At 72.4% G+C, this 12,206-nt stretch carries 13 protein-coding genes; 6 read left to right on the top strand and 7 right to left on the bottom strand.

Going from position 1 to position 12,206, the window contains the following annotated elements:
- The first annotated feature begins 738 nt into the window (after positions 1 to 738).
- From ACZ4IF_RS40005 to ACZ4IF_RS40025, 5 genes are all read left to right on the top strand, one after another.
- Positions 739 to 1,191 carry an SH3 domain-containing protein gene (locus ACZ4IF_RS40005; RefSeq protein WP_467572698.1) on the top strand — a complete coding sequence of 151 codons (453 nt, stop codon included), beginning with the start codon at positions 739 to 741 and terminating at the stop codon, positions 1,189 to 1,191.
- A gap of 200 nt (positions 1,192 to 1,391) precedes the next feature.
- Entirely contained in the window at positions 1,392 to 2,351 is a 960-nt protein-coding gene (locus ACZ4IF_RS40010; protein ID WP_467572701.1) for a helix-turn-helix domain-containing protein, read from the top strand.
- A 57-nt stretch (positions 2,352 to 2,408) separates the two neighbouring features.
- Positions 2,409 to 2,543, top strand: coding sequence for a hypothetical protein (locus tag ACZ4IF_RS40015; protein WP_467572705.1), 135 nt, complete (start codon positions 2,409 to 2,411; stop codon positions 2,541 to 2,543).
- Between the two features lie 63 nt (positions 2,544 to 2,606).
- Entirely contained in the window at positions 2,607 to 3,602 is a 996-nt protein-coding gene (locus tag ACZ4IF_RS40020) for a M20 family metallopeptidase (RefSeq protein WP_467572707.1), read from the top strand.
- A gap of 196 nt (positions 3,603 to 3,798) precedes the next feature.
- On the top strand, positions 3,799 to 4,959 hold the full coding sequence (locus tag ACZ4IF_RS40025; protein WP_467572710.1) for a hypothetical protein: 1,161 nt from the start codon (positions 3,799 to 3,801) through the stop codon (positions 4,957 to 4,959).
- Positions 4,960 to 4,995: 36 nt separating this feature from the next.
- On the opposite strand, the gene ACZ4IF_RS40030 is transcribed toward ACZ4IF_RS40025, so the two are convergent.
- The 5 genes from ACZ4IF_RS40030 to ACZ4IF_RS40050 all read right to left on the bottom strand — a co-directional run bounded on the left by ACZ4IF_RS40030 (position 4,996) and on the right by ACZ4IF_RS40050 (position 9,626).
- Positions 4,996 to 5,652, bottom strand: a complete 657-nt coding sequence (locus ACZ4IF_RS40030) for a maleylpyruvate isomerase N-terminal domain-containing protein (RefSeq protein ID WP_467572713.1) — start codon at positions 5,650 to 5,652, stop codon at positions 4,996 to 4,998.
- A 92-nt stretch (positions 5,653 to 5,744) separates the two neighbouring features.
- Positions 5,745 to 6,428: a GOLPH3/VPS74 family protein gene (locus ACZ4IF_RS40035; protein ID WP_467572715.1), complete on the bottom strand. Its 684-nt coding sequence runs from the start codon at positions 6,426 to 6,428 to the stop codon at positions 5,745 to 5,747.
- A 181-nt stretch (positions 6,429 to 6,609) separates the two neighbouring features.
- Positions 6,610 to 7,866: a serine hydrolase domain-containing protein gene (locus tag ACZ4IF_RS40040; protein WP_467572718.1), complete on the bottom strand. Its 1,257-nt coding sequence runs from the start codon at positions 7,864 to 7,866 to the stop codon at positions 6,610 to 6,612.
- A gap of 384 nt (positions 7,867 to 8,250) precedes the next feature.
- Positions 8,251 to 8,907, bottom strand: coding sequence for a class F sortase (locus ACZ4IF_RS40045; protein WP_467572720.1), 657 nt, complete (start codon positions 8,905 to 8,907; stop codon positions 8,251 to 8,253).
- A gap of 116 nt (positions 8,908 to 9,023) precedes the next feature.
- The gene (locus ACZ4IF_RS40050; RefSeq protein ID WP_467572723.1) at positions 9,024 to 9,626 is read right to left on the bottom strand and encodes a hypothetical protein; all 603 of its coding nucleotides are present in this window, start codon (positions 9,624 to 9,626) and stop codon (positions 9,024 to 9,026) included.
- 585 nt (positions 9,627 to 10,211) lie between these two features.
- Here ACZ4IF_RS40050 and ACZ4IF_RS40055 point away from each other — a divergent pair.
- Entirely contained in the window at positions 10,212 to 10,436 is a 225-nt protein-coding gene (locus ACZ4IF_RS40055) for a hypothetical protein (RefSeq protein ID WP_467572726.1), read from the top strand.
- A 509-nt stretch (positions 10,437 to 10,945) separates the two neighbouring features.
- Here the strand turns inward: ACZ4IF_RS40055 and ACZ4IF_RS40060 are convergent.
- Both ACZ4IF_RS40060 and ACZ4IF_RS40065 read right to left on the bottom strand, forming a co-directional pair.
- Entirely contained in the window at positions 10,946 to 11,560 is a 615-nt protein-coding gene (locus tag ACZ4IF_RS40060) for a 3'-5' exonuclease (protein ID WP_467572728.1), read from the bottom strand.
- A gap of 103 nt (positions 11,561 to 11,663) precedes the next feature.
- Complete coding sequence (locus ACZ4IF_RS40065; RefSeq protein ID WP_359493615.1) at positions 11,664 to 12,119, bottom strand: MarR family winged helix-turn-helix transcriptional regulator; 456 nt, start codon at positions 12,117 to 12,119, stop codon at positions 11,664 to 11,666.
- Between the last annotated feature and the right edge of the window lie 87 nt (positions 12,120 to 12,206).

A 12,206-nucleotide genomic window follows, 5' to 3' on the forward strand; every position in this document is an offset into this window, starting at 1 on the left:
GGCGTGTCTGTTCGGGCCGCGGGAGAACCCCGGCCGACCGTGACGCTACAGGGGGGCATTGATCAACTGACCGCCGAATGCACCTCTATGTCCGAAATGAGAGGTTGTCGGCAATGTGACATTCGCGACGGAAACGGGCGTTATCACCGTCGCGCCGAAGCCGAGCGCGACGGCGGCACGCGGCGGCCTCCGCGCATTCACCGACGCACCCTTCGGCGTATTCGCCGCCCTTCGGCGCGTCCGCACGACCGCCCGGGTCCGATCTTCGTGCACACCCCACGCCCTCGGCGCTGCGCGACGCCGTCCGACTCGGAACGTGTGGCGCGCACCTCGGCGGGCGGGGCGCCTGCCTCGGTGGGCACGAGGGCGACCGGTTCCACCGGCAGGGCGCCCGCCTCGGTGGGCGTGCGGGTGACGGACTCGGCGGGCGGTACCGGCAACCGGCGCGGCGGGCGTACCGATGACCAGTTCGACGGACGTACGCGCGCCGCGCCGGCCGGGCGGCGGGACGCCGTCCCCGGCCCCCGTCGGCGCCGCACGGCCTCTCGGACCTTCCAGCCGCTCCACCTGCGGCCAGCCGGACCCGGCGGACCCACCCGCGTCCCCGGGGACGATCCCGCCGTCCCCCGGGACGCGGGGACGGAATCCGCCCCGGCGACCACGGAAACGCTTGGCGAGACGAGATCACACCTCGTGATCCACAACGTCAGTCCGGAGGTTTCCATGTTGCGTCGGACCATGCAGAGCGGCCTTCTCGCCACGGTCGCGGTGTTCGCGCTGCTGCCCACCGCGGCCGTCGCCGCCGAAGCGGGCACCGCCGCGTCCCGCCCGGCCCACTCGGCCGCGCCGCACGGCACGTACTCACTGCTGCCCGCCCTCGGCTCCAACCTGCACACCACCACGCGTCACACGCCGATGTACCGGCACCACACCAAGCGCCACGTCACGCACCGCCGCACCCACGCGGTGGGGCGTGTCGTCACCCGGCGCGCCAGGCTGAACGTCCGGTCCGGACCCGGCACCGGGTACTCCGTGGTCGGCCACCGGTCCCGGAACGGTCTCGTTCGCCTCGTCTGCCTTCGTGAGGGGTCGTCCGTGTTCGGAGCGCGCCACTGGTACCGGCTCGCACACCACAAGGGGTACGTCTCCGCCCGCTACGTGTACACCCGCGGCTTCGTCCCCTGGTGCTGAGGCGACCTGACCTCCCCATCTCCCCGTGAAAGGCGGCCTGTTCGAGCACCCCGTGCCCGGACAGGCCGCCGACATGCCTGCCGCACCGACTCACCCTCCTCAATCCGTGCACCAGTGTGTCGCGACACCACTCCCCTGGGAACAGATATCGACAACAGGGTCTAACCGCCCATAACGGACGAAAGATTGGGAGTCGTGTCATGCGACAGCCCCCAGGTGCACGGTGCGCGACGGCCGCGGCGCCGCCGCAGAGCCAGGACGAAGTGTTCGTGGCCGAGCTGCGTCTGCTGCGGTCACGTACGGGACTGAGCCTCGCGGCGCTGGCCGCGCGCACCCCGTACAGCAAGTCCGCCTGGCACCGCTATCTCACCGGGACGAAGGTGCCGCCCCTCTCGGCCGTGGAGGCACTGGCCGCGCTCGCCGGTGCGGAGCCGGGTCACCTACGGGATCTGCACCGGGCCGCGGTGCGCTCGGCCGCACGGACGGACGGCGACGGGCCCGGCGGCACGAGCCGGGAGAGCCGTACACACTCGGCGGGAACGGCCACCGCGCCCACGCCGTCCGCACCATCGCCATCGCCGTCGCCGTCGCCGTCGCCATCGCCATCGCCGTCGCCGTCGCCGTCGCCGTCGCCGTCGCCGTCGCGAGCATCGTCGACAGGTAGGGCAGGTGCCCTCGCCCGGCGGTCGGCCCTGCCGGTCTGCATCCTGCTCGCCATGGCCGTCGCGGCGGCCGTGACGGCTGCCGCGACCAGCGGGCACCGCGGTCCGCGGAGCGGGGGTGCCGCGTTCTCGACACGCTGCCGCGGCGCGTCCTGCCAGGGCCAGCTGCCGGAAGACTCCGCCTGCGGCCACGACGCGCGGACCGAGAGCACCGTCACCGACGCCTCGTACGCGGTGCGACTCCGGTACTCGCCGTCCTGCGGCACCGCCTGGTCCGAGGTCCGGGCCCGCGCCTCCGAACCCCGGGAGATCTCCGTCCGCTCGGGACAGGACGTGCTCTCCGCCGCCTATCCGGGGGACGGCCCCGAGGGTTCCACCAGCCCCATGCTGGCCGTGCACTCTCCGGAGGGTGTGGAGGCCTGCGCGGAGGTGGACGGGAAACTGGCGTGCACCGGCCTCGACGACGGCCGGGAGACCGATCCCGTCGAGCGACGGTGAGCCGGCCCCTGCCCGATCGGGGCCGGGCCGGCTGCGCCGTGAGGTACGAGGAGACACGTGGACGAGAACGCGTCGGCCGCCGCCGGCAGGAAGTGCGCGTCCGTGATCGAGCTGGCCCGCCTGCTGGTCCGCCTGCTCAGCAGGGGCGGCCTCGACGGCTACGGCCCGGTCGTCGCCGCCGTGGGGTCGTGACTCGCCGGACGCGCTCTCCCGCACCGGCGCCTGCACGACCCCGACGGCGCCCCCGTCGGCATCGTGGTGGAAGTCCCGGGAGCCCGGTCCGGCCGATGGTGGACGCTCGACGCCCGCCTGGACACCGCCCCGTTCGGGGACGAGGGCGCCTGGTCCTTCCCACCGACCTCGGGCGAGGTCGTCGGCCCCTGGCTGCTGGGCCGCGGAGCGGCCGACTCCAAGCTGGCGGCGGCGATGTTCTGCCACATCGCAGCCGACGTACGGGACGAGGCCGGCGACACGCACGGCGGACTCACCGTGCTGCTGGACGTCGACGAGCACACCGGCGCGTTCGGCGGCGCCCGCGCCTATCTCGCCGATCCCCGCGCGCCCCGTCCCGCCGGAGTCATGATCGGCTATCCGGGCCCGGACGAACTCGTCGTCGGCGGGCGGGGGTTGTGGCGAGCGCGTCTCCACGTCCACGGCACCGCCGGACATTCCGGTTCACGTGCGACCGTGCTCGGCGCGATCTCGCGGGCGGCACGCCTCGTCGGTCTCCTGGACGGAGCCGAACTCCCCCTCCCTGGGCCGGCGAGCCTCTTTCCCCTGCCGCCGAAACTGACCGTCACCGCCGTGCACGGCGGTGACGGGTTCTCCGTGACGCCCGACCTGTGCGTGATCGATGTCGACGTGCGGCTGACGCCCGACTTCGACGCGCACGACGCGGAGGCGCTCGTACGCCGGACGGTGGACGACCTCGACGAGGTGCTGCCCGGGCCCCGCGGCACGGACGTCGAACCGGTCACCGCCTGGCCCCCGTTCCAGCTCCGCCCCGACGAGGAGCCGGCGGCGGCGCTGCTGGCCGCCGCCCGCGCGGTCGGTCTCGCGACGCGCCCGAAGACCGCCGGACCGTCGACCATCGGGAACCTGCTCGCCGGCGAGGGCATCCCCGCGACAGCGGGGTTCGGCGTGCGCCACGAAGGTCTGCACGGCACGGACGAACGCGCCGGTCTCACGGACCTCCCCCTGGTCTACGCCGCCTACCACGGAGCCGTCCGCGGCCTGCTCGCCGCACCATGACGGGATGCGGGTGCCGGCCGCGGCGCCGCCGAGGCACCGATCGCACGCCCTCGATCCGCACCTTCACGAACAGGATGAATCGAACATAGTCACCCGTCTGGGGATGTCCGTGATCCATGGGGACCTCGATGATTCCCACGCGACCCGCGGTGACCATACTGGGAACGCACACCGCACCCCACCAGCAAAGTGACACATGTCCAAGCCCCCCACCGCCCGTGTCGCGGCCCCGGAAACGGTCTGGCTGGCACGCGGGCGACACACCGGACCCGACCCGCAGGAGCTGCTGTGGGAGAACCTGCGGCAGCTGAAGGCCGACGGCACGATCGACGACTTCATGGAGCGGGAGCGCTCCGCGCTCCCCGACGAGCGGGCCTTCGAGGCCCGCTGGCACGTCGACGGCACCGGCACCGTGCGTGCACGGCTCACCGTCGAGCCACCGGAACGACCGGAACGTTCCGACGACTGGCGCTGGACGCTCGCCGCCGAGGCGGACCGCCCGTGGGGCCCCGACTGGTCGTCCCCCGCGACCAGGTTCTGGCCCGACACGGACGACGCCTCCTGGGACCACGACGTGGTGCCGGGCCTGCGTCTGCGGGACACCAGCCCGCTCCCCAAGGAGGACGCCGCCCTGCGCCGGCTGCTCAAGGACGCCGCGCGGCACAGCTGGAGCATCAACGTCGTCGTCCACGAGGCCATGACGCCCGATCCGCGCGGCCGGCTCCCCCTGACCCGTCTGCTGCCGCCGGTGCTGCGGCACCGCGTCGTGGAGCACCGCGCCGCGCCCGAGCAGTTCCAGGCCGTCAACTGGGCACTGAGCGACCTGGGTACGTCGGTGCCGCGCGGCGGCGCGGTCATCCTGCCCGGCACCCCGCTGAGGCCCGGATACGACGACGAGGCCTTCACCGTACGCAGTGTGTTCCTCGACGGCTCGGAGCCGACGGAGCTCCTGGAGAAGATCGTGCGGTACGCGGAGCTGCCCTGGCCGCTGCCTGACGGTGCGGCCGAGGCGCTCGCCACGCTGCGCCAGGACTGGCACCTGGTGACCGTCGAGGAGGAACTCGCCCACGCCCGGGCGCTGCTGGACTCCTACGCCGAGGCGCTCGACGCCATGACCAAGTCGCGGGACCTGTACCGCGAGGCCACCGAACTCGCGCACGCGGCCCTGGCCGACCTCAAGGACGCCCGGGGCGCCGCGGGCTCGACGGGCACGGCACCGCACGGTCGCGCGCCGCACCCGCTGGCGAAGACGCTCCAGCGGGTCGCGGGCAGCATGTGGCCGCGGCGCGGGACGGGCGACGCCACCGCCGCGGCGGACGCACCCGATCCCAAGACCGCGGCCCGCAAGCCCGACTAGGGGGTTTCGACCGCGGGCCCGGGCGCGGCGGGTGTGTCAGCCGAGCACGAGCGGCAGTCGGGTGGCCAGGTCACCGAGTGCGGTCTTCTCCGCGTCGGTCGGCGCCCGGCGGCCGGTGCCGACCAGGAGCGCGTCCCGGTCGCCGAACGACGCGGGGAACGCGGCGCCGGCCATCTTCTCCAGCATCGCGCGGGACCGGGCCAGGCCGTCCGCCGGCGGTTCCGCCGCGTCCGGGAGGTACGCGACCAGGTCGAGGTGGTGCAGCGTCCATTCCAGGACGTACGCGGTGAGATAGTCGCCCACGGTGAGCACCTCGTCGCGGGTGCTCACCAGGGCGCCGGGGTCGGCGAGTTCGGCGGCCCGTCCCGCGGCGGAGCCGACGTCGTCCAGGTGGAACTTGAGCAGGCCCGGTTCCCCGTACGCGGCCGCCAGCCGGACGATCAGCGCGTCGAGCGGGTCCTCACCGGTCGGCGGCCGGTCCTCCACGTTCCAGTAGGTGACCGCGTCCACCGTCGGTTCCGTGTCGGCGGGGGTGACGAGGGTGATCAGGACGTCCTGCGCGTCGATGACCAGATGGCAGGCCAGGTCCCTGACCAGCCAGCCGGCGCAGCCGGACGGCCGGTCGAAGTCCTTGTCGGGGAGTTCGGCGACCGCGGCGCGCAGGGCCGTCCACGAGCGTGAGAAGTGATCCACCTCGGCACGGTAGTGCGGTGCCGAGGAGACCGACAAGCACATACGGACGGCCGGGGCGGGAACCTGCCGTACGGTCCGTGCGCGCCCACCGGTCAGGGGCCGCGCCAGAGGTTGGCGAACGCGGCGTTCTCGATGGACCGCCGCTGCCGTACGGCTTCGAGTTCCATGACGGCGTCATGGACGGCGGCCAGCACGGTCGTCTCCGGGTCGTCACCGCCGGCCGGAGCCTCCTCCCGCGCGACGTCCTCGCCCGGAGCCTCCTCGCCGGACATGTCCTCGCCGTACCGGGCGGAGCCGTCCTCGTCGAAGGCCTTCTCGCCGTGGATCCCGACGGCGGCGGCCAGGGCGTCGAGGACGGGGTCGTGCGACATCCAGCGGCTCAGCGCGTGTTGACGCTCGGGCGAGTCGGCCGGCTCCATGCGGGCGGTGCCGAGCGACAGCCGGCCGCGCCGGTGCTCCGTGAGGAGGCCTGCCTCCACGAGGGCGCTCTGGTACGCCTGGGACAGGTCACGGCCCCGGCGCCAGAGCCAGTCCTCGACACGTTCGTACGGAGCGTCCCGGTCCAGCAGGGACGCGGCCTCGCCCAACAGCGCATCATCCGTCGCCGGCTGACCGGCAGTCGGCACGATGCGGTCTCCGTCGATGTCGACGGCCCGGCCGCCGAGGAGATCGATCAGCTCCGCTCCGGCGAGCGCCAGCGACAGGTCGCCCTGTCCCACGGGACGGCTCGGCTCCACGTCGAGGGCGACGATGAACAGATCCTTGGCCGTGGTCATGAACGGCTCCCCTCGCAGTTGTCGGCGACGGCGCGTCCGGCCCGCCGCCTGCTCGCCCCCGGTCCGCCCGCGGGCCGGTCGGCGCACGGGATGCCTACGGTGCCAGACGCGCAGGACGACATGCCAGGCATCAGGCACCCCATGTGCCCGGGAGACCCCGGCGGACGGCCTGGGCCGCGGCTCATCGGGCCGCCGGCTGTGCGGGCAGGTCGAAGACGTGCTCCGGCGTGATGATCTTGGTGATCGCCTGGCCGAACAGCGTGCTGGGCTCCGTGTCGCCCTGGCCGATGTCCGTGTTGAGCACCACCACGAGCGTCGCCCGGGCCGACGGGAGATAGATGGTCAGGGACTCGTAGCCGGGCAGCGAGCCGTTGTGGCCGATCCAGCCCTGGACGTCGAAGATGCCCAGCCCGTACCCGGCCCCCGGAATCGTGGTGGGCGGTGTGGTGAGCCGCTGCTTCTGCGTGGCGGGACTCACCATGGTGCGGCCGTCGGGCAGGATCCCCGTGGCGACCGTGCGCGCCCAGACACGCAGGTCCTGGAGCGTCGAGATCATCGCACCGGCCGCCCAGCCCCAGGACGGGTTCCAGTCGGTCGAGACCTCGACCTTCCCGGTCGCCGTCTGGTTCGTGTATCCCTGCGCGTGCGGAGTGGGGAACGCCGCGTCGTCGGGGAACGACGTGTCGTCCAGGCCCGCGGGCGTCAGGATGTTCTTCTGGATGAAGTCCGAGAGCCGCAGACCGCTCTCCTTCTCGATGACCAGGCCGAGCAGGATGAGGTTGGTGTTGGAGTAGTAGAACTTCTCGCCGGGCGGGAACAGCACGGGGTGTCTGAAGGCGTAGTTGAGCAGTTCCTGCGGGGTGAAGGGGCGCTGCGGGTCGGTGGTCAGCGCCTTGAAGAAGTCCGGGTCCTCGGAGTAGTTGTAGAGGCCGCTGCGCATTCCGGCCAGCTGGCGCAGGGTGATCGTGTCCCCGTTGGGCACTCCGCTGATGTACTTGCCGATCGGGTCGTCGAGTGTCACCTTGCCGCGGTCGACCAGCTGCAGCAGCGCGGTCACCGTGAACGTCTTCGTCTCGCTGCCGATACGCGTGAACAGATCGGGCGTCATCCTCTGCCCGGTGCTCTTGTCCGCGACCCCGAACGAGCGGACGTAGTTGCCCTTGTCGGGTGTCCACACCCCCACCGTCACGCCGGGGACCTTCGCCTCCCGCTGCACCTTCTGCACGGCTTCGTCGATCTGCTGTCTGACGGACGGGGTGAGTTCCTGGAAGCCGGACGCCGACGACTCGGACGGTGACGGTGGGTCGGCCGCCGCGGCGGCCGCCGGTATCAACGCCGGTGCCCCGAAGGCCGCGCCACCCGCCGTCGGCACCATGAGCGCCCCCACCGCCACGGCGGTGACGGCCCCCCTGTGCAATCGCCTGTACGAGTGGGTCATGGGCTGACTCCGACCGCAAGAGGACGAGACCCGCGATCGCCTACGACGACAGCGGGTCAAAAAGATGTCCGCCTGCGGGACGCCCGGCGGAAGTTCCGCCGAGCGAGAGCGTCCGGGGCGAGCGGACGAGGTGGTGGGGCGGGCGAGTCGCCTGCGGCGGAACCGTGGCGGACGGCGCGGGACGGGCCGCGGGTCACGGCGTGCGTGACGCGTCGCGGGTCGCGATGGCGCCGTAGGAGACAAGCTCCATGCCCCTACCGCACCAGCATAGGAGCGGCCGCCGCACGCCGCCTGTCGGACGTCGGGGCATGTGCGGCGCCGCCCCGGGCACGGCCGGGACCGCGTCGCGCGCCGCTCTCCCGGGCCGTGTCCTCGTGCCGCGGTTCAGACGAGATGGGCGAAGACGACCAGGTTCTCGGTGTAGTCCTTGGCGGCGTGGTCGTAGGAGCCCGCGCAGGTGATGAGCCGGACCTGGGCCTGGGGGGTGTCGGCGTACACGCTGTCGGGGAAGTCGTCCTTCTCGAAGGTCTCGGTGCTGTCGACCACGAACCGGGCCGTCCGGCCGTCGGCCCGCTCGACCTCGAAATGGTCGCCCTCCTCCAACTCGCTGAGGTCCACGAACACGGCGGCGGAGGTCTTCGTGTCGACATGGCCGGCGATGATCGCGGTCCCGGGCTCGCCCGGTGAGACACCGGCCGCATGCCATCCGACGAGGTTCACGTCGTCGACAGGCGGTGGTTCGAGGCGGCCCGAGGGGCCGATGGAGAGGGCGGTGAACGGGGCGTCCACCGAGATCTTGGGGATGCGCAGGCGCGTCGGAGCGGACCGCGGCAGGTGTTTGCCCGCCTTCGCGATCGCCGAGGGTGAGAGCGCCGCGGAGCCGTGGGGTCCGCGGGAGGCCCCGGCCGACGGGTCATGACTGCCGATCAGCCCCAGGGCCAGGATCAGCAGGCCGATGGACCAGGTGAGCAGGGTGCGGCCGGGGCGGGCGCCCTGCCCCGGCGCGACGCTATCGGTTGGTGAGGACGACCGGGCTGCCATCGGGAACCACCTCACAAGAACACGGCAGCAATGGGGCACAGCGGGAGGAGGGGCGAGCCGCGGCCGCCACGGTGAGCACACGCGGCGGCCGCGACTGCTATCGCGTAGGCCTTCGGTCAGGACAAACCGTCGGACGTCTTCTTGCGACGCATCACGAAGGCGCCCGCCGCGGCGACGGCCAGGACCGCCGCCCCGCCGGCGGTGACGCTCGGGGAAGCGAGCCCGCCACCACCGGTGTGCATGCCGCCGCTCGGCTTGTCGCGGTCGTCGCCCGAGTCGCTGCCGTAGTCGGAGTCCTTGTCCTTGTAGGTCTCCGGGTCGAACCTCTTGTCGTTGTCGCTGCCGCTGTCGTTGCCGTTGTTGTTGCCGTTGCCGTTGTTGTTGCCGCTGCCGCCGCCGTCCTTGCCCCAGTCGTCGTCGCTCTTCAGCATCGCGAGGGCACCGCCACCGGTGTGCATGCCGCCGCTCGGCTTGCCGTGGCTGCTGCCCTCGTCGTCCCCCTTGCTGTATGAAGAGTCGTGATCGCTCCCCCCGTCGTGGGAGGAGTCGTCACCCTTGCTGTACGAGTTGTCGTTGCTGTTGGAGTCGTTCTGCTTGCTGTAGGACGAGTCGTCGCCGGAATCCCGGTCGAACAGACCTGTGGCGTGGGCACCGGGTGCGGCGATCGCGAGGGCCGCCGTGGCCGTCGCGGTGGCGAGGAGCATGCGGGCAGAGCGCATCGTCGAAGTCCTTCCGTCTCGGCCGGGCAGCTGGCGCTGTGTCAGCTCAAGAGAACCCGGCGTCGACGTGAACCACCGTCGGTGAGTCCCTTCCGTCCCACCACTCGGGCGGCTCACCTGGGCGACCCCCGTATCCGCTCGTGTTTGGGCTGGCCGACGACCCACCCGGCCCGGCCGTGAATGGCTGACCTGGCGGTTCGTCACGGATGGCGGAGGGCCCCGCCGCCGGGGCGACGCCACGGAAACAACCCGTTCGGCCGGACACGCCTCCGGCGCGCCTCCGGCACTTCGTGATCAAGGTGTGGCACCGGCGCAGGGCGGGCCGCCCCGGATGACCGACCAGTAGGTTACGAGCCGGTAGCCGTGGCAGCGAGGTTCGCTGGCCGGGACCGGCCTCCGGACGCGAGCGGGCACAGAACTGACATTCCCTGACGCCCTGTTCGACACCGATGGGCGTCCCGTGCCCGCACCCTGACCGGTTCTGGCCGAGCCGACCGGATCACCACGACGACGGCATCCGGGCCCTAACGTCGAGGCAGCGCAGTACCGAGACACACCCCACCGACCCGAGTCGAGGATCCACGCGTGCACGACGCACCGATCTACGCCCAGCTGATCTCAGAACGCGGCGACATTCCCCTCCTGGTGCGCAGCGAAGCACGCCGACTGCGGCGCGAGTTCGAATGGATCCTCAGCTGGGACCCCTCCGCGGGCGGTCCGCTTCCCGGACACACGCGCCGGTCGGAGTCCGCTCCCCGGCCGTCGGGACCCGACGGTTCCCGTACCGCCCCGGGCGGCCGGATCGTCTGATCCGGTGACCGGATCCTTCGGGCCCGGCGCCCGTCACGACGGCTCGTCCGCCGCGCCGTACGGGCTGCCGGCCCGAGGCCTGCGCACCACCAGACGGGCCGCCTCGAAGCACATCTCGGAGACGCCGGGGACGGCGGTGCGTGGTAACGCCCCGCACAGACGGAGAGATTGACGATGAGGTGGGCGTGCCAGGTACGGCCCACTCCGCGGTGGTCGGCGAAGACCCGCTCGCCGTCGACGCTCCGGGCGGCGGAGCGGGCACCGAAGGAGACCGTCAGGTCCAGCCAGGCGCCCGGCGGGACGGACTCGTCGCGGTAGTACTTGTGCCCACCGCGTACGTGGTTGGAGAACTCCAGCAGGTCGGGATTGTCGGGGTGGTACTCGAGCACGTCGATCTCCTGGCCTCCGTCCCGCCAGATCCGGACGGCCGGCCAGGCGCCGGTCTTCGCGTACGTCCCTGGTTCTCCCCGGCGGACGGTGACTCATACGCCGTGCGCCCGGACCGGCCGTCAAACAACCCGTCGGGGCGAACCGGGCGGAGGGGGCTGTCTCCGTGGCGCCGGAAGGTCCGGCCAGGCCCCGCGCTCGGCGAGGCCGAGGATCAGGGCGGCGATGTTCCAGGCGTCGTCCTCGCCCCGGTGATGCCGCCCCTCCAGCGGAAGTCCCGCGACGCGCAGCGCCTGTGCCATGCCCGGCCGCTTGCGCAGGCCGTGCGCGTCGGTGAAGACCGCCTTGGCGTTGGTGTGGCGGTGCCCGAAGGGGTACGTGGTCCCGGTGGCGCGGCACTGGCGGGTGAACTGATGGCGGTCGTAGTCGCCCCAGCTCGCCCACGGGCGTTCGCCGGCGCGGTGCCGGGCGGCCAGGATCCGGCAGGCCTCCGCGAAGGGGACTCCCGCCGCGACCTCCTCCTGGGTCAGCCCGGTGAGTTCGGTGCAGAAGGGGCTGACGGCCGAGCGGGCCGGTGCCACCAGGAGGCGGTGCTTCTCGACGCGCTCGCCCGTGCCCAGATCGACGACCGTCAGTCCGATCTCGATGATCTCGCCGACCGCGCCCGGCGGGGGCTGCCCCTCCCAACAGGTCGCCTCGACGTCGATGACATTCAGGAGTCCCCCGGGCTCGGTCATGCGGGGAGCCTAGACAGGTGCGCATCGCGTGGCATGCGGTTTTCCGGCGGTGGCCGGTCGCCGCCGCGCCCTTGTCGCCGCCGTACGCGCGCGGCGGCGGCCGTCAGGGCCGGGGCCAGGGACGTCCGCCGATGCGCTCGATGTCGGTGTTGAAACGGCGGAGATAGGAGGCGAACGCGGCGATGTCCTCGTCCGGCCATTCCGCCATGACGTTGTCCAGGGAACGGATGAGCCCCATGCGTTCCTCGTCGAGCAGACGCGTCCCCTCGTTCGTGATGCGGAACTTGCGGGCCATGCCGCCCTCGGGGTCCGGGATGCGCTCCACGAGTCCGGCGCGCATGGCCGCCGCGGTCTGCCGGTTGAGGGTGGACGCGTCCAGCCCGAAGGCGTCGCTCAGCTCACCGATCGACATCGGCCCCTGGACGCGGATCCGGCTGAGCAGGATGTAGGCGCTGCGCTCCAGCACGCTGTCCTTGGTACGGCCGCCCTTGTAGTGCAGGAGGCCGTGGCGGCTCAGCAGCATCTGCTCGTACTCGACCTCGTGCGTGGGCCTGACCATCCGCGTGCCGCCTCCTCGTGTTCAGCGAGGCCGCCCGCGCGTCTCGTTCCGGTGCGGCCCTGATCCATCCTCCCACACGCGCATGTA

The organism is Streptomyces sp. NPDC025784, from assembly GCF_055558435.1.

Coding starts and splice junctions, on each gene's coding strand:
- ACZ4IF_RS40005 (WP_467572698.1), top strand. CDS start 739: ATGCAGAGCGGCCTTCTCGCCACGGTCGCGGTGTTCGCGCTGCTGCCC.
- ACZ4IF_RS40010 (WP_467572701.1), top strand. CDS start 1,392: ATGCGACAGCCCCCAGGTGCACGGTGCGCGACGGCCGCGGCGCCGCCG.
- ACZ4IF_RS40025 (WP_467572710.1), top strand. CDS start 3,799: ATGTCCAAGCCCCCCACCGCCCGTGTCGCGGCCCCGGAAACGGTCTGG.
- ACZ4IF_RS40035 (WP_467572715.1), bottom strand. CDS start 6,428: ATGACCACGGCCAAGGATCTGTTCATCGTCGCCCTCGACGTGGAGCCG.
- ACZ4IF_RS40040 (WP_467572718.1), bottom strand. CDS start 7,866: ATGACCCACTCGTACAGGCGATTGCACAGGGGGGCCGTCACCGCCGTG.
- ACZ4IF_RS40045 (WP_467572720.1), bottom strand. CDS start 8,907: ATGGCAGCCCGGTCGTCCTCACCAACCGATAGCGTCGCGCCGGGGCAG.
- ACZ4IF_RS40050 (WP_467572723.1), bottom strand. CDS start 9,626: ATGCGCTCTGCCCGCATGCTCCTCGCCACCGCGACGGCCACGGCGGCC.
- ACZ4IF_RS40060 (WP_467572728.1), bottom strand. CDS start 11,560: ATGACCGAGCCCGGGGGACTCCTGAATGTCATCGACGTCGAGGCGACC.
- ACZ4IF_RS40065 (WP_359493615.1), bottom strand. CDS start 12,119: ATGGTCAGGCCCACGCACGAGGTCGAGTACGAGCAGATGCTGCTGAGC.